The organism is Stenotrophomonas sp. G4, from assembly GCF_003428825.1.
Taxonomy (GTDB): Bacteria; Pseudomonadota; Gammaproteobacteria; order Xanthomonadales; family Xanthomonadaceae; genus Stenotrophomonas; species Stenotrophomonas indicatrix.
The window spans coordinates 3,293,461-3,309,112 of sequence record NZ_CP031741.1 but is presented as its reverse complement, the minus strand read 5'-3'; the positions used below and the strand labels follow the sequence as shown (position 1 = coordinate 3,309,112).

The 15,652-nt window shown below is 66.8% G+C and carries 16 protein-coding genes; 8 read left to right on the top strand and 8 right to left on the bottom strand.

All coding sequences use genetic code 11. From position 1 onward, the window contains the following. Nucleotides 1–138: 138 nt before the first annotated feature. Nucleotides 139–720, bottom strand: coding sequence for a ferritin-like domain-containing protein (locus tag D0Y85_RS15320; protein ID WP_033831761.1), 582 nt, complete (start codon nucleotides 718–720; stop codon nucleotides 139–141). Between the two features lie 30 nt (nucleotides 721–750). Next, nucleotides 751–1,233, bottom strand: a complete 483-nt coding sequence (locus D0Y85_RS15315; protein ID WP_025877032.1) for a peroxiredoxin — start codon at nucleotides 1,231–1,233, stop codon at nucleotides 751–753. 259 nt (nucleotides 1,234–1,492) lie between these two features. Between D0Y85_RS15315 and D0Y85_RS15310 the strand changes: the two genes are divergently transcribed. Next, a complete protein-coding gene (locus D0Y85_RS15310; RefSeq protein ID WP_025877033.1) occupies nucleotides 1,493–2,383 on the top strand; it encodes a DnaJ C-terminal domain-containing protein in 891 nt (296 codons plus the stop codon). 162 nt (nucleotides 2,384–2,545) lie between these two features. On the opposite strand, the gene pilH is transcribed toward D0Y85_RS15310, so the two are convergent. Together pilH and D0Y85_RS15300 are read right to left on the bottom strand one after the other, a co-directional pair. Then, nucleotides 2,546–2,917 carry a twitching motility response regulator PilH gene (gene pilH, locus D0Y85_RS15305; RefSeq protein WP_005410644.1) on the bottom strand — a complete coding sequence of 124 codons (372 nt, stop codon included), beginning with the start codon at nucleotides 2,915–2,917 and terminating at the stop codon, nucleotides 2,546–2,548. 88 nt (nucleotides 2,918–3,005) lie between these two features. Next, nucleotides 3,006–4,001, bottom strand: coding sequence for a YhdH/YhfP family quinone oxidoreductase (locus D0Y85_RS15300; RefSeq protein WP_117311030.1), 996 nt, complete (start codon nucleotides 3,999–4,001; stop codon nucleotides 3,006–3,008). Nucleotides 4,002–4,153: 152 nt separating this feature from the next. Between D0Y85_RS15300 and hflK the strand changes: the two genes are divergently transcribed. The 5 genes from hflK (at nucleotide 4,154) to D0Y85_RS15275 (ending at nucleotide 8,785) form a co-directional block, all read left to right on the top strand. Next, entirely contained in the window at nucleotides 4,154–5,290 is a 1,137-nt protein-coding gene (gene hflK, locus D0Y85_RS15295) for an FtsH protease activity modulator HflK (protein ID WP_117311029.1), read from the top strand. Further along, complete coding sequence (locus tag D0Y85_RS15290) at nucleotides 5,287–6,150, top strand: protease modulator HflC (RefSeq protein WP_025877040.1); 864 nt, start codon at nucleotides 5,287–5,289, stop codon at nucleotides 6,148–6,150. Before hflK ends, D0Y85_RS15290 begins: the two co-directional genes overlap by 4 nt. 67 nt (nucleotides 6,151–6,217) lie before the next feature. Then, on the top strand, nucleotides 6,218–6,403 hold the full coding sequence (locus D0Y85_RS15285; protein ID WP_025877042.1) for a DUF2065 family protein: 186 nt from the start codon (nucleotides 6,218–6,220) through the stop codon (nucleotides 6,401–6,403). Nucleotides 6,404–6,691: 288 nt separating this feature from the next. Continuing rightward, the gene (locus tag D0Y85_RS15280) at nucleotides 6,692–7,984 is read left to right on the top strand and encodes an adenylosuccinate synthase (RefSeq protein ID WP_117311028.1); all 1,293 of its coding nucleotides are present in this window, start codon (nucleotides 6,692–6,694) and stop codon (nucleotides 7,982–7,984) included. A gap of 144 nt (nucleotides 7,985–8,128) precedes the next feature. Beyond that, entirely contained in the window at nucleotides 8,129–8,785 is a 657-nt protein-coding gene (locus D0Y85_RS15275; protein WP_117311027.1) for a hypothetical protein, read from the top strand. Between the two features lie 30 nt (nucleotides 8,786–8,815). Here D0Y85_RS15275 and D0Y85_RS15270 read toward each other — a convergent pair whose 3' ends face one another. Both D0Y85_RS15270 and D0Y85_RS15265 read right to left on the bottom strand, forming a co-directional pair. After that, nucleotides 8,816–9,472: a M23 family metallopeptidase gene (locus tag D0Y85_RS15270; protein ID WP_117311026.1), complete on the bottom strand. Its 657-nt coding sequence runs from the start codon at nucleotides 9,470–9,472 to the stop codon at nucleotides 8,816–8,818. Nucleotides 9,473–9,476: 4 nt separating this feature from the next. Then, the gene (locus tag D0Y85_RS15265) at nucleotides 9,477–10,442 is read right to left on the bottom strand and encodes a L,D-transpeptidase family protein (RefSeq protein ID WP_117311025.1); all 966 of its coding nucleotides are present in this window, start codon (nucleotides 10,440–10,442) and stop codon (nucleotides 9,477–9,479) included. Between the two features lie 234 nt (nucleotides 10,443–10,676). Here D0Y85_RS15265 and D0Y85_RS15260 point away from each other — a divergent pair, with 234 nt between their 5' ends. Beyond that, nucleotides 10,677–12,803: a methyl-accepting chemotaxis protein gene (locus tag D0Y85_RS15260; protein WP_117311024.1), complete on the top strand. Its 2,127-nt coding sequence runs from the start codon at nucleotides 10,677–10,679 to the stop codon at nucleotides 12,801–12,803. Nucleotides 12,804–12,864: 61 nt separating this feature from the next. Continuing rightward, a complete protein-coding gene (locus D0Y85_RS20620; protein WP_162887682.1) occupies nucleotides 12,865–13,029 on the top strand; it encodes a hypothetical protein in 165 nt (54 codons plus the stop codon). Here the strand turns inward: D0Y85_RS20620 and D0Y85_RS15255 are convergent. Next, complete coding sequence (locus D0Y85_RS15255; RefSeq protein WP_117311023.1) at nucleotides 13,026–13,514, bottom strand: hypothetical protein; 489 nt, start codon at nucleotides 13,512–13,514, stop codon at nucleotides 13,026–13,028. The two genes, D0Y85_RS20620 and D0Y85_RS15255, sit on opposite strands and share 4 nt — an antisense overlap. A 21-nt stretch (nucleotides 13,515–13,535) precedes the next feature. Continuing rightward, complete coding sequence (locus D0Y85_RS15250; protein ID WP_117311022.1) at nucleotides 13,536–15,632, bottom strand: catalase; 2,097 nt, start codon at nucleotides 15,630–15,632, stop codon at nucleotides 13,536–13,538. Nucleotides 15,633–15,652: the final 20 nt, after the last annotated feature.

The window sequence follows — 15,652 nt, the reverse complement described above, 5'->3', positions numbered from 1 at the left end:
GATCGGGCACCCACCCGCCGGGCATGGCCCGGCGCTACCGGTCCGCCATGCCCCGGTAGATGCCAACCTTGGTTGGCAAGCGCGGAAGCTGCCCACCAAGGTGGGGGACTACCAAGCGTTCACTGGCACGGCTCGGCGCTACTCCCCGATCCAGCCATCCAGCAGGTCGGCGAACTCGTCGGCGTGCTCCTCCTCCTGCGCCAGGATCTCCTCCAGGATGCGCTTGGTGGTGGTATCGCTGTCGCCGATGAAGTTGATCATCTCGCGGTAGCTGTCGATGGCGATGCGCTCGGCCACCAGATTTTCGCGGACCATGTCGCGCAGGTCGCTGCCTTCCTTGTATTCGGCGTGCGAGCGTGCCGTCAGCGTGTCCGGATTGAGATCCGGCTCGCCGCCGAGCTGGACGATGCGCTCGGCCAGCTTGCCGGCGTGCGCCTGCTCCTGCTGTGCGTGTTCAAGGAACTCGCCCTTGACCGCATCGGCCAGCATGCCCTTGGCCATGAAGTAGTGCCGGTAGTAGCGCAGCACGCATACATATTCGGTGGCCAGCGCGTCGTTGAGCAGCTTGATCACCACCTTGCGGTCGGCGCTGTAGCTGTCGGTGATCGCTCCGTCTTCGATGTTCTTCCGTGCCCGCTCGCGCAGGGTCTGGCGATCACTGATGCCAGCGACCTTGGCGGAAGGGGAGGTGTTGCTGGCTTTGGCTGGCTTGTTGGACATGGCTGGCCGGTTTCCTCTGCAGTCAGGGTTTCAGGTGGGCAGGTGATCCAGTACGTAGTCGGCTGACGACACCTCGAACTGGCCGGGCTCCTCGATCCAGGCCGCGCGCACTGTGCCGTCCACCACGTACAGGGCAAAGCGACGCGAACGCGTGCCCATGCCGGATGAACTTGCATCCAGTTCCAGGCCAAGTGCACGGGTCAGTTCGGCATTGCCGTCGGACAACATCAGCAGACCGTCGGGTACGTGCTGGTCGGTGGCCCAGGCTTTCATCACGAACGGGTCGTTGACCGCCACGCAGTAGACATCGATGCCGCGATGGCGGAACGCCTCGAACTTTTCCACGTACCCGGGCAGGTGCCGGGCCGAGCAGGTGGGGGTGAACGCACCGGGCACGGCGAACAGCACCACCTTGCGCCCGTCGAACAGGGCGTGGGTATCGAGGGTCTCGATGCCTTCGCGGATGCGCTTGAGGGTGACTTCCGGAATACGGTCGCCGACATGGATGGTCATGGGAACTCCTTGCTGGGTCAGGGTAGGGGCCAGGAGGGGACGGACGCGTCAAGACATTGGAAAACCCATGTATACACCCCATCTCCGTCGTCCGCGGCGGGCGGTCAGCCACAGCATGGGGCAGGGCGACGGCAGGCGCATTGCGCTGGATCAGTCGGCCTCACCGTTGCCGCACGACCGGCGGCGTAGCATCGCCGGCGCGTAGAATGAACCCGGGGCGGCGCCTACCGGCGCGGCCGAAGCGAATCGAGGTAGCTGGATGGAATTCAAGGATTATTACGCCACCCTGGGGGTGGAACCGAGCGCGGGCGAGGCGGAAATCAAGACCGCCTATCGCCGGCTGGCACGCAAGTACCACCCGGACGTGAGCAAGGAGGCCGGGGCCGAGGACAAGTTCAAGGCCATCAACGAGGCCTACGAGGCGTTGCGCGATCCCGAGAAGCGCGCGGCCTACGACCAGTTGCGTGCGCAGGGCTATCGCCCGGGCGAGGAATTCAACGTGCCGCCGAACTACGGCGGTGGCGGTTTCAATTTCGAGGAAGTGTTCGGCGGCGGTGGCCCCAACGGCGGTTTCAGCGACTTCTTCGAGAGCCTGTTCGCGCGCCAGCGCGGCGGCCAGGGTGCAGGCCCGGGCCCGGGCTTCAGCAGCCATGGCCATGCGCCCAACCGCGATACCCGGGCCAAGTTGTCAGTACCGCTGGAGGCGGCCTACAACGGCGACAGCCTGCGCATTACCGTCAACGGCAAGCAGCTGGATGTGCGCGTGCCCAAGGGCATCCGCCCCGGGCAGGTGATCCGCCTGGCCGGGCAGGGCAACCACGGCGGCAACCTGCTGCTGGAAGTAGAGTACGCCGCCCATCCGCAGTTCGAGGTCGACGGCCGCAACATCCTGTACACGCTGCCGGTCACACCGTGGCAGGCCGCGTTGGGCACCAGCATCAGCGTGCCGACCCTGGGCGGCGCGGTGGAACTGAAGATTCCGGCCGATTCCGACGCAGGTCGCAAGCTGCGGCTGCGTGGGCGCGGCTTGCCGGGCAGTCCGGAGGGCGACCAGATCGTCGAGCTGGAGATTGTCGCCCCGGCGGCGACGGACGACGCGCAGAAGAAGGCCTATCGGAATCTGGCCAAGGCGTTTGGCGAAACGATCTGACATTCCCTTCGGTGAGTGCGGACCTCGGTCCGCACGCCTTGTGGTAGTGCCGGCCGCTGGCCGGCAGCGGCGTGCCAACCAAGGTTGGCAGCTACCAGGTAGTGCCGGCCGCTGGCCGGCAGAGGCGTGCCAACCAAGGTTGGCACCTACCGGAGCGGTGTGTCAGCCCTGACCGGCAAATACCCGTTCCAGCACCTCGGACAGTTCGTCTTCCGAGAACGGCTTGGTGATGTAGGCCTTGGCGCCCTGGCGCATGCCCCACATGCGGTCGGTGTCCTGGTCCTTGGTGGTCACCAGGATCACCGGAATGTGCCGGGTCGCCTCATCGCGGGCGAGCGTGCGGGTCGCCTGGAAGCCATTGAGGTTGGGCATCACCACGTCCATCAACACCAGGTCGGGCAGCTCGGCCTTGGCAGTCTCCACCCCGGCCGCACCATCGGTGGCGGTCAGGATCTGGTGCCCGAGCTTCTCGACGATGCGCTGTATCCCCAACAGCTGCGACGGTGAGTCGTCGACGATCAGAATGCGTGCCATGTTGTTCCCCATGTGATGCCGGAAGTGTAGTGCCGGCATCCTGTTGGCGGGAGGGCGACAGCTGCCGTCCGTCGCCTGCCTGCGACGTTCAGTCGATCCGCACCACCGTGCGGCCAAGCGAGCCGCCCGCCAGCATGCGATCGAACACCGCAGGCAGACCGTCCAGACCGACTTCGGCGGTGCAGATGCGGTCCAGGTGCTGCGGTTTCCACGCGTCACCCAAGCGTGCCCACACTTCTTCGCGCAGCGCGCGGGGGGCATTGGCGGACGAAACGCCGAGCAGCGAGACACCGCGCAGGATGAAGGGCATCACGGTCATGTCCAGCGTCGGGCTGGCGGCCAGTCCCGCACTGACCACGCTGCCGTAAGGCACGGTCTGGGCCAGCAGACTGGCGAGCATCGTCCCACCGGCGTTGTCCAGGCCGCCGCCGAAGCGTGCCGACTGCAGCGGCCCGGTGTCGGCAAGTGCATCGCGCGGCAACACCTCGGCAGCACCGATGTCGCGCAGGAAGTCGCTCTGCTCGGGCTTGCCGCTGATCGCGTGCACGGCATAGCCGGCGCGACTGAAGATGTCCACCGCCAGGGCACCGACCCCGCCGCTGGCGCCGGTGACCGCCAGTGGCCCAAGCTCGGGCGTCTGCCGGTTGTCCTGCAGGCGCAGCAGCGCCAGCGCGGCGGTGAAGCCGGCGGTGCCCAGCACCATCGCCTCGCGCGGGCTCAGCCCGGCCGGCTGGGCGATGACCGCGCTCGATTCCAGTCGCACGTACTGGCTGTAGCCGCCATCACGGGTTTCGCTGAGGCCGCAACCGGTGGCCAGCACGGCATCGCCCTCGCGCCAGGCCGGATCGGTGGAGGCGACCACCGTGCCGGCCACGTCGATCCCGCCCACCAGCGGGAAGCGGCGCAGGATGCGGCCTTTGCCGGTGCCGGCCAGGGCATCCTTGTAGTTGACCGAGGACCAGTGGGCGCGGATCAGCACCTGGCCGGGGTTGAGGTCGTCCAGACGCAGCGGGACCAGGCCGCTGCGGTAGCCGGCGTCGTCTTTTTCGATGCGGAAGGCGGTGAACGGGGTGGTGGGGGCCATCGGCGTTGCCTGACTTCGAGGAAAACGCCACCTTACCCGGTCCGGCCCCTTTCAATCCTGCCGGTCCGCCCCATCTTGTATGATCGGTAGTGGTTAACGGCTGGCGTTGCGGGAAGGGCCCGCGTCGCAGCCCACATCTTGATGGAGCGTGCATGGCCTGGAATACACCCGGCGGCAACAAGGGCGGACAAGGCCCCGAGGACAATCGACGCGGGCCGTTCCGGTCGCGCGGCGGTGGCAATGGTGGCGGCTGGGGCGGATTGCCCGGACCGCTGAAGGATCTGTTCGACGGCGGCATCCTGCGTTGGGTGGTGGCGGCAGTGGTCCTGCTGGTGCTGTTCTCCAGCTTCCAGCTGATCGGCGAACAGCAGCGTGGCGTGGTGCTGCGCTTCGGCCAGTTCTCGCGCATCCTGACCCCAGGCCCGAACTTCAAGCTGCCCTGGCCGATCGAATCGGTCACCAAGGTCAACGCCACCGAGATCAAGACCTTTTCGATCCAGGTGCCGGTGCTGACCCGCGATGAGAACATCGTCAATGTCTCGTTGAACGTCCAGTACCGCATCGATGACCCGCAGCAGTACCTGTTCGGCACCGTTGATGCCAACCAGGTGCTGGAGCAGTCGGCGCAGAGCGCGGTGCGCGAGGAAGTCGGCCGCGCCGACCTCAACGCCGTATTGAACAACCGTGGCCCGCTGGCCGTGGCCGCCGAAGAGCGCCTGCAGACATTGCTGCGTGCCTTCAAGACCGGCCTGACCGTGACCGGCCTGACCCTGCAGGACGCCCGCCCGCCGGAGGAGGTCAAGCCGGCCTTCGACGAGGTCAACGGTGCCCAGCAGGTCAAGGAGCGCCTGATCAACGAAGCCCAGGCCTATGCGGCCAAGGTCGTGCCTGAAGCGCGTGGCCAGGCCTCGCGTGCCCGTACCACCGCCGAGGGCTACAAGCAGGCCGTGGTGTCCAAGGCCGAGGGTGATGGCCAGCGCTTCAGCCTGCTGCAGGCCCAGTACAAGGATGCCCCGGAAGTCACCCGCAAGCGCCTGTGGCTGGAAACCGTGCAGCAGGTGCTGAGCGAGAACCGCAAGGTCATTGGTGGCGATGGCCGCCAGCTGATCTACGTGCCGATGACCGGTGATACCCGTGCCAGCACCTCGGCACCGGCGCCGGTACCGAACCCCGATGTGGTGATGCCGTCGCTGCCGGGTACCACCGCAGTGGAAGCTTCCCGTGATCCGGGCCGGCCGGTGGGCCGCCCGACCGGGCGTTCGAGCGGCCGTGAGGAGGGCAGCCGATGAGAAATTCAATCTGGATCGCCGTTGTCGTAGCGGTGCTGCTGGGCCTGCTCGGCTCGGTGTACGTGGTCCGCGAGGACCAGACCGCCATGGTCCTGAACCTGGGCAAGGTGGTGCGTTCGGACATCAAGCCGGGCCTGCACTTCAAGCTGCCGGTGGTGGAAACGGTGCGGGTGTTCGACCGCCGCTTCCAGGTGCTGGACACCGCGCCGGCCCGTTACTTCACGGCCGAGCAGAAGGACGTCAGCGTCGACTTCTTCGCCATCGGGTACATCTCCAACGTGGGTGATTACTTCCGTGCCACCGGTGGCGATCCGCGTATCGCCAACGCCCGCCTGGCACCGATCATCACCGACTCGCTGCGCAACCAGATCAACTCGCGCACCCTGCAGCAACTGGTCTCCGGCGACCGCAGCGAGCTGATCGCCGAGCAGCTGAAGGGCATCAACGAAGCCGTCGCCGGGCTGGGCATGCAGATGATCGACCTGCGCATCAAGCAGGTGGACCTGCCCACCGACAGCCAGGTGATCAACGACGTGTACGAGCGCATGCGCGCCCAGCGCAAGCAGGAAGCCGCCAAGCTGCGCGCCGAAGGCGAGGAGCAGTCGCTGACCATCCGCGCCCAGGCCGACCGTGACAGCACCGTGCTGATCGCAGAAGCCGAACGCGATGCCCAGCGCCTGCGTGGTGAAGGCGATGCCGAGGCCGCGCGCATCTACGGCAAGGCCGGTTCGGCTGACCCGTCGTTCTACGCGTTCTACCGCAGCCTCGAGGCGTACCGCGGCTCGATGACTGACGGCAACGGCGTGATCGTGCTGGACAAGAACGACCCGTTCCTGCAGTACCTCAAGAACGATCGCTGAGTCCGCACGGCAGTACCTCACGGGGCCCGGCCATACGCCGGGCCCCGTGCTTTTCCGGAGTTCCCCCATGAAAGATCTGTTCGCCGCCGTCTGTCTGGTCGCGGTGCTGGAAGGCCTGTTGCTGTTCGTGGCCCCCGTGGCCTGGAAGCGCATGGCCGAACGCCTGCTGGACCTGCCCAGCCCGGCCCTGCGCAGCTTCGGTGGCCTGGTCCTGCTGGCCGGGCTGAGCCTGCTGTGGTGGGTGCGGCATTAGAAGGGTAGTGCCGGCCGCTGGCCGGCAACCTGGGACTGCCGGCCAGCGGCCGGCACTACCGGGGGGCTGACCGGCTGGTGAAGCCGCCCGTCGGAAAGGTGGCACCGGACCCCGGAAACCCGGATAATGCACAAAAGCCGGACGGGCCTCCCCGTTCGGCTTTTTCCGTGTCTGGGCCATCCATCGCCGGCCGCTCCCCGTTTGGAGCCGCCACCCAAGCGCTGGCCAGCCCCGCTGCGGTTTACCCGTCCGCGGCCCCGATGGCCGCAACAAATAGAGGAACCCGTCATGGGTCAGTCTGTCGTAGTGCTTGGTGCCCAGTGGGGCGATGAAGGCAAGGGCAAGATCGTCGATCTGCTCACTGAGGAAATCGGCGCCGTCGTGCGCTTCCAGGGCGGCCACAATGCCGGCCACACCCTGGTCATCAACGGCAAGAAGACCGTCCTGCACCTGATCCCGTCGGGCATCCTGCGTGACGATGCGCTGTGCCTGATCGGCAACGGCGTGGTGATCTCGCCGGCCGCGCTGCAGAAGGAAATCGCCGAGCTGGAAACCTCCGGCGTGGAAGTGCGTTCGCGCCTGAAGATCTCCCCGGCCGCGCCGCTGATCATGCCGTACCACATCGCCCTGGACCAGGCGCGCGAACGCGCTGCCGGCGGCAAGGCGATCGGCACCACCGGTCGTGGCATCGGCCCGGCCTACGAAGACAAGGTGGCGCGTCGCGGCATCCGCATCGCCGACCTGCATTATCCGAAGCAGCTGGAAGAACTCCTGCGCACCGCGCTGGATTACCACAACTTCGTGCTGACCAAGTACCTGAACACCGACGCGGTCGATTTCCAGAAGACCTTCGACGAGGCGCTGGCCTTCGGCGAGTACGTGCAGCCGATGAAGTCGGACGTTGCCGGCATCCTGCATGACCTGCGCAAGCAGGGTAAGCGCGTACTGTTCGAAGGTGCGCAGGGCGCGCTGCTGGACATCGACCACGGTACCTACCCGTACGTCACCAGCTCCAACACCACCGTCGGTGGTGCGCTGGCCGGTGCCGGCGTCGGCGCCGATGCGATCGACTACGTGCTGGGCATTGCCAAGGCCTACGCGACCCGCGTTGGCGGCGGCCCGTTCCCGACCGAGCTGGACGATGAAGTCGGCCAGGGCATCCGCGACCGCGGCGCCGAATACGGTGCCTCGACCGGCCGCCCGCGTCGCTGCGGCTGGATGGACATCGTCGCGCTGAAGCGCGCCGTGGCCATCAACGGCATCAGCGGCCTGTGCATCACCAAGCTGGACGTGCTGGACGGCATGGAAAAGCTGAAGGTCTGCATCGCCTACGAATACAACGGCAAGCGTACCGAGTACGCGCCGCTGGACGCGCAGGGCTGGGAAGAGTGCACCCCGGTGTACCTGGAGTTCCCGGGCTGGACCGAAAACACCCACGGCATCACCAACTGGGACGACCTGCCGCCGGCCGCACGCGCCTACCTGCGTTCGCTGGAAGAGCTGGCCGGCTGCCCGATCAGCATCGTCTCCACCGGCCCGGACCGCGACCACACCATGGTCCTGCAGGATCCGTTCGCCTGAGCGATGCGGCGATGCCAGACGCTGCCTGGCAACGCTGCCGCACCGGTAGCGCCGGGCCATGCCCGGCGTCGCTGAAAGAAGAAGCCCCGCGAAAGCGGGGCTTTTTCGTTAGTGTGTACGCAATGCCAGCAGGGAAGCGGATCGATGACCGGCGATGTCAGCGCGAAAGGGACGCGGGTGCTGCGGATCACCCTGTGGGTGTTCTGGGGCCTGTGGGCAGTCGCCTGTGTGGTGCTGGCGGTGGGCGCCGTGGCCAACCACCTGGCGTCACGCACGCAGACCCTGCCGCTGGTGCTGAGCCCCGGTGCGAGCGCGGAGATCACGGTCTACCGCTTCATTGATGATCGCCTGCGGTTGCGGCTGCGTTACCCGCCCAACGCCGCCGACCCGGCCCTCGACCCCGACGTGCTGATGCGTGTCGACACCCCCAACGAGCATGCGGACTTCCGTGCGGGCGTGCGTTCTGGCCCAGCCGGGATGGATGTTGTGCGCAGGCTGGAAACCGTTGAAACGGCTGTTTTTACCGCCGCGTACTTCGGCTATGGCCGCGGTGATGCGTTGCCCCGTGGCCGCTCCTGGCTGCGGGTGACCGTGCTGGAAGTGGAGCCGGCGCTGGCCGGCAGGCCGGCAACGGTCGAAGTGCAGCCGCCGTTGGATCTTCTGAAACTGACCGACCTGGACTACCTCTGGTTGTGGCCGTTCTTCTTCTGGAAACTGGCAGCGCTGTTGCTGCTGGTTCCAGGCATCGCACTGGCGATCTTCACCATCGCGCTGCGCAGGCAGCGTCCACGCGCTGCCTAGGCGCCACGACCAGACCGTGCGGGTTGCGACTTAATCCCCTCCGTCCCCTTTTTTCAGCAATGGATAGGGATTGATCGACTCGCCCTTCCACCATTGCTTCTCCGGGCCCAGCACGTGCACTTCGAAATGCAGGTGCGGCGCTTCGGGGTTGGCGTTGCCGGTGCTGCCGACGTAACCGATCACGTCGCCGCGCTTGATGGTCTGCTTTTCGGCCAGGCCGTCGGCGTAGCGCTGCAGGTGCGCGTAGTAGTAGCACCAGCGGCCGCTGGGTTCGAACTGATAGATGGTCAGGCCGCCGCGTTCGCTGTCGAACAGCTTCTCGACATGGCCATCGGCCACCGCCAGTACCGGTGTGCCGGCAGCAGCCATGATGTCGATTGCATCGTGCACGCGGCCTTCGCTGCGTGCGTCGGTGAAGGTGTCCTGCAGTTGCGAGGGCGTGATGCCCTGTACCGGCAGCAGCAGGCCGGAGGGTGTGTCGCCCGTTGCTGCTGGGGCGGGCGCAGCGATTGCCGTTGTCGCCTGCTCCACGGGTACGGCACGGGCGCTGTCGGCCGCAGTGGAGGTCTGCGCCACTGCAAGGGGGCGGGCATCCGTGTCATCGGACGGCGTGCCATCGCGCTGCAGCCACCATCCGGCTGCTACGCCCATCACCAGCCCCAGTACGATCAATTGCGCTAGTCGCATCGGCTCACTCCTGCATGACGACCGGTACCGACGTATCCACCGCTGCAGCCACGCGCAGCGCATCCCAATTGGTCATGCGCACGCAGCCGTGCGATTCGGTCTTGCCGACATGGCCGGGCACCGGTGTGCCGTGCAGGCCGTAATGGGGTTTGGACAGGTCGATCCAGACCCGGCCGACCGGATTGTTCGGGCCGGGCGGAATCGTGGCCTTGCGATCGCCCTTGCTGGCGTCCCAGAACAGCTTCGGGTTGTAGTGGAAGGGCGGATCCGGGTAGACGCCGAGGATCTTCCACTCTCCGATCGGCAGAGGGTCGTGCTCGCTGCCCGACGATACCGGTACCTGTGCGATCACCTTGCCCTGCGCGTCCAGCAGCTGCAGGGTGGAATCGGATTTGTCGACCACCAGCTTGGCCGCCTTGGGCAACGCAGCGGGCGCAATATTGGGCACCTGGATGCGGCTGCCGGCCTTGCTCAGATCCACACCGGGATTGAGCGCCTTCAGCAGCTCCGGTGCAGCATGGAAGCGCTCGCCCAGCGATTCCTCCACGCTGCTGAAGCCCAGTGCCTTCAGCTTGGCCTGGTCGGCAGGCTTTTTGGGAACAGCGACAAACGGACCGGCCACGTCCTCTGCGGTCAGCGTGTAGCTGGCAAGGGGGCCGACCGAGTCGGCCTGCAGGGCCTTCCAGGTGGCGTCGTCCAGTTCGCCGCTGACCGTCAGCCCGTGCGCTGCCTGGAAGCCGGATACCGCGCGGCGTTGATTGCTGCCCACTTCGCCATCGATTTCGCCCGGAGAGAAATTGGCGCGGTCCAGAAGCACCTGGGCGTGCAGCGGCGAGTGCGCCGCCGTGTCAGGACCGGCCTTTTCGGCGATGGGTGCTGGCAGGCCGGCGGGCGGGGGTGTCTGCGCAAAGGCGGGCGACATCAGCAGCGACAGGGCCAGCAGGGCGGGGCGGCATACGGGCATGGGCATCTCCAGGCAGATCACGCCTCCACCCTGCCCGTAGACGCTGCGCAGCCGCCGTGAAAGAAAACTGATGCCAGCATGAGCAGTGGGGCCGCGCCGCCGGGCCATCCTCCCACCGCAGAAGCGGAAGGCCGGGTCTCACCAAGGTGAACGGCTTCCGACGCAGTCGAGCGGGAGGCGATCAAGATTCCCGGTTGGTGGGCCGATATGGGCGCATCCCCCCCGTTTTGGATTCACCCCATGAACTACTTGAGGAACGTCAGGGTCGCCTGGCGTCTTGGGCTTGGCTTTGGCCTGTTGTTGCTGCTGGTTGCCGCCGTGGTCGCTACCGGCGCCACTGCCACGATGGTGCAGAAGCGCGCGATGGAGCAGGTGGTCGAGGTCGGCGTAGCCAAGGTGCGGCTGCTGTCGGAAATGCTCGATGCCAACAACCAGATGATGGTCGTGCGCCGCGAGATGCTGATCCGCCAGGGCGAAGACCGTGCCAACGACGAGCAGCGCATCGCCGCTCTGGTCAAGCGCTACGAGGCCAGTTGGACGGCCTACCAGGCCCTGCCCGGCGATGCCGAAGGCAAGGTGATCGGCGAGACCATCGCCGCCAAGCGCGCGCTCGCCCGTCCGCTCAACAAGCAGACCAGCGAACTGATGGAACAGGGCGATTTCCCCGGCGCCGTGGCGCTGACCCTGGGCCCGGTGCAGGAAGCGGCCAATGGCTGGAACAAGGCACTGGCCGATGGCGTGGCCTATGAAGAAAAGGAAAGCCGCGAGGCCGCTGCCGAGGCGATCCGCCTGGGCGAGCGCAGCCTGCTGCAGCTGCTGGTGCTGGGTGGCGTGGCGCTGCTGGCAGGCATCGCCGCATCGGTGCTGATCGGTCGCAGCATGACCGGCCCGCTGGCGCGTGCAGTGCAGCTGGCCGAGCGCCTGTCCAAGGGTGAACTGGACCAGGAATTCCGCCTGGGTGGCCGTGACGAGCTGACCCAGCTCGGCGAGGCCATGGCCAGCGTGCGCCAGAGCGTGCAGGCCGCCATCGGCGCGCAGCTGCAGATGGCCGAGCAGCATGAAGCCGGCGCGATCCGTTACCGGATGGACGCCAGTGCGTTCCCCGGCGACTTCGGCCGCATGGTGCAGGCCACCAACCACCTGGTCGAATCGCACGTGCAGGTGCAGCTGCTGATGGCCGAGGTGATGCAGCGCTATGCCATCGGCGACCTCAGCCGCGATCTGCCCGAGTACCCGGGCGAGAAGGGCACGCTGACCCGCACGCTGGCGGCTGTGAAGCAGAGCCTGATGGCGATCAACGCGCAGATCGATGAACTGGCCCGTGCCGCGCGCGCTGGCGATTTCAGCGTGCGTGGCGACGCCGCGGCATTCCAGTACCAGTTCCAGGCGATGGTGAACCACCTCAACGGCATGATGGCCAGTTCGCAGGCCAGCATCGCCGATGTCTCCGACGTGCTGCGCGCCATCTCGCATGGCAACCTCACCGCGCGCATGGAGGGCGAGTACGAGGGCGTGTTCGCGCGCATGCGTGACGATGCCAATGCCACCACCACGCAGCTGACCGGTATCGTGCGTGGCATCCAGGTGGCCGCCGACAGCATCAACAACGCGGCACAGGAACTGGCGGCCGGCAACAACGATCTGTCGCGCCGTACCGAACAACAGGCCGCGAATCTGGAAGAGGCTGCCGCCTCGATGGAAGAGCTGACCTCGACCGTGCGCCAGAACGCCGAGCTGGCACGCCAGGCCGACAGCGAAGCGCATGCGGCCGGCGTTGCCGTGCGCGAGACCGAGCAGGCCATGGCGCAGATGGCCACGGTGATGGGCGAGATCGACCAGTCTTCGGCGCGCATTTCGGAAATCTCCACGGTGATCGATGGCATCGCCTTCCAGACCAACATCCTGGCGCTGAACGCTGCAGTGGAAGCGGCGCGTGCCGGCGAACAGGGCCGCGGCTTTGCGGTGGTGGCCAGCGAAGTGCGTACGCTGGCACAGCGTGCCGGTGTCGCTGCCAAGGAGATCAAGGAGTTGATCGAGGACGCCGCTGCCAAGGTGCAGAGCGGCCTGGCCGTGACCGTGGAATCGGAAGCCGCCATTGCCCGCGTGGCCCAGGCGAGCTCGCGTACCACCCAGCTGATGAGCGACATCGCCGCCGCCAGCAAGGAACAGGCGGCCGGCATCGAGCAGGTCAACCAGGTGGTGGTGCAGATGGACCAGGTAACCCAGCAGAACGCCGCGCTGGTGGAAGAGGCGACCGCTGCCAGCCGCGCGCTGGAAGAGCAGGCGCATGCGCTGACCACCTCGGTGTCGGTGTTCCAGCTGGAGCAGGGTGGACGCATGCACACCGTGCCTGCACGCGCGGCGTAAGCCCACGGCAGCGCGATGCTGGATGGCGCCCTGCATGCGATGACCCGCATGCAGGGCGTCGATGCTTCGCGTCGCGTTGGCTCAGATGCCATCGACCACGTTGTGGCAGCGCACCGCAGCGACCCTGCGGGTGGACGTACGCGCATTGCCGCCGCGGCAGGCCTGTGCCGAACCGGCCGCCGCGGTGGTGGCCGGTTGGGTGAGGGCGCTGCCCGCTACCGGCTAACTGCCGGCGCGGGTGCGTGCGGCCTTTTTCGCCGCGGTCTTGCGTACCGCTTTTTTTGCTGCACGGGTCTTCGCGGCCTTCTTCGCTGCGGTGCTGCGTGAGGCGCTCTTCTGCGTTGCCTTCCCGGCGGCCGCCTTCTTTGCAGGGACCTTCGCAGGCGCCTTCTTCACCACCTTCTTTGCAGCAGTCTTCCTGGTGGCGGCCTTCTTCGCAGGCGTCTTTTTCGCAGCGGTCTTCTTCGCCACCTTCTTCGCCGGCGCCTTGCTTGCGGAAGCCTTCTTCGCCGTTGTCTTTCTGGCCACCTTCTTCGTTGCCTTGCGCGCGCTGCCGCTGCGCTTGCCACCACCATCCTGCTTGTTCACGGTGGCCCAGGCGATGCGCTCGGCGGTGCCTTCACTGGCACCGCGTTCGCGCTCACTCTCTTCGATATGCTCGGCCTGGCGCTTCTGCTTGTCGGTATAGGCGGATTTGTCACCACGGGGCATGGGGATTCTCCTGTCGGATGGTCAGGCCAGCAGGCGCAGCTTCGGCTCGCGGGCCCACTGGCGGGTGGCGGCAGCGGCGAGGAAGGCCTTGCTGTCCTCAGCCTCGACGGTGCCGGCATCGTTGCCGACGCGCGCTGCCTTCAACAGGGCCTGTGCGCCTTCGTCACTGGCGATGGCTTTCAGGTGCGCCCAGGCATCGCTGACAAAGCCCACGGCTGCCGCTTCCTTGGCCAAGGCCTTGCCGGCGTCGGCACTCAGCACGACCGCCACTGCGTCGAACACCACCGACGGGGTACCGGCCAGCTGTCCGTCGGCGGCCTGCATTTTGCCGTCGCTGAGCGTGGCGCCACCGATTTTCGGTGCGACCAGCTTGACGCTGGCGCCGGCCTTTTCGGCGGCCTTGCGCAGAGTGGCGATCACCCGTGCATCGGAGCCCTCGTCGAACAGGATGCCGATGCAGCGCCCCTGCAGCAGGGGCTTGTTGCGGCCGATCACGCGGACCTCGGGTGCGGCGGGCAGGTCCTGTGCAGGGGTTGCCGTCGGTGCCGGGGCGGGCAGGGTGCCCAGGGCCAGCCCGTCGGCCACGCGCTTGGCCAGGCCTTCGTCGATGTTGCGCAGATGGCTGACGGTGCGCACGCGCACCTTCTCGGTTTCCACCTTCGACAGCTCGAACACCAGCGCCGAGGCCAGGTGCGCCTGTTCCGGTTTTTCCAGGCTGCGGAAGAACATCCGCGCCTGGCTGTAGTGGTCGGCAAAGCTCTCCGCGCGGGTGCGGCCCTTGCGCCCATCATCGGCGCTGGCGTGGCTGCGGAAACCGGCGGGCGTCTCGCGCGGGCTGTCTTCCTGCAGCGAACTGGGGTCGTAGGCCACGCGCCCCTTCGGCACCTGCATCTGCATGTGGCCATCGCGCTGATGGTTGGCGAACGGGCACTTCGGTGCGTTGATCGGAATCTGGTTGAAGTTCGGTCCGCCCAGGCGGATCAGCTGGGTATCCAGATAGGAGAACAGCCGCCCCTGCAGCAGCGGGTCATTGCTGAAATCGATGCCCGGCGGCACGTTGGCCGGGCAGAAGGCGACCTGCTCGGTCTCGGCGAAGAAATTGTCCGGCCAGCGGTCCAGCACCATGCGTCCGATCACCTGCAGCGGCACCAGCGACTCGGGGATGATCTTGGTCGGGTCCAGGTGGTCGAACGGGAAGCCATCGGCCTGTTCTTCGGTAAACAGCTGCACGGCCAGCTCCCACTCGGGGAAGTCGCCGCGCTGGATCGCCTCGAACAGGTCGCGGCGGTGGAAATCGTTGTCGGCGGCCTGCAGCTTCAGCGCCTCGTCCCAGACGGTGGACTGCAGCCCCAGCTTCGGCCGCCAGTGGAACTTGACGAAGGTGGAGTTCCCTTCCTCATCCAGCAGGCGGAAGCTGTGGATGCCGAAGCCCTCGATGGTGCGCAGCGAGCGCGGAATCGTGCGGTCGCTCATCGCCCACATGATCATGTGCATCGATTCGGGCATCAGCGAGACGAAATCCCAGAACGTGTCGTGTGCGCTGGCCGCCTGCGGGAACGCGCGGTCCGGTTCCATCTTCACCGCATGGATGAGGTCGGGGAACTTGATTGCGTCCTGGATGAAGAACACCGGAATGTTGTTGCCGACCAGGTCCCAGTTGCCTTCCCTGGTGTAGAACTTCACCGCGAAGCCGCGCACGTCGCGCGGGGTGTCGACCGAGCCGGCGCCGCCGGCAACCGTGGAGAAGCGGGTGAACACCGGCGTCTTCACCCCGACCTCGGTGAGGATCTTCGCCCGGGTCACCTTGCCCAGCGACCGGGTCAGTTCGAAGAAGCCGTGGGCAGCCGAACCGCGCGCGTGGACGATGCGCTCGGGAATACGCTCGTGGTCGAAGTGGGTGATCTTCTCGCGCAGCAGGAAGTCTTCCAGCAGGGTGGGGCCACGCGGTCCCTGGCGCAGGGAGTTCTGGTTGTCTGCAACCGGAATGCCCTGGTTGCTGGTCAGTACCGGATGGGCGCCTCCTGCGAGCTGATGCAGTTCATCGCCCTGGCCGCGGCTGTCACGGTCGGCGGAGGTGGTGGCGGGAGCGCGCTTGCCGGTCGGCTTGCTGGCGGCCATGGAGGATCTCCTGGAGCGGG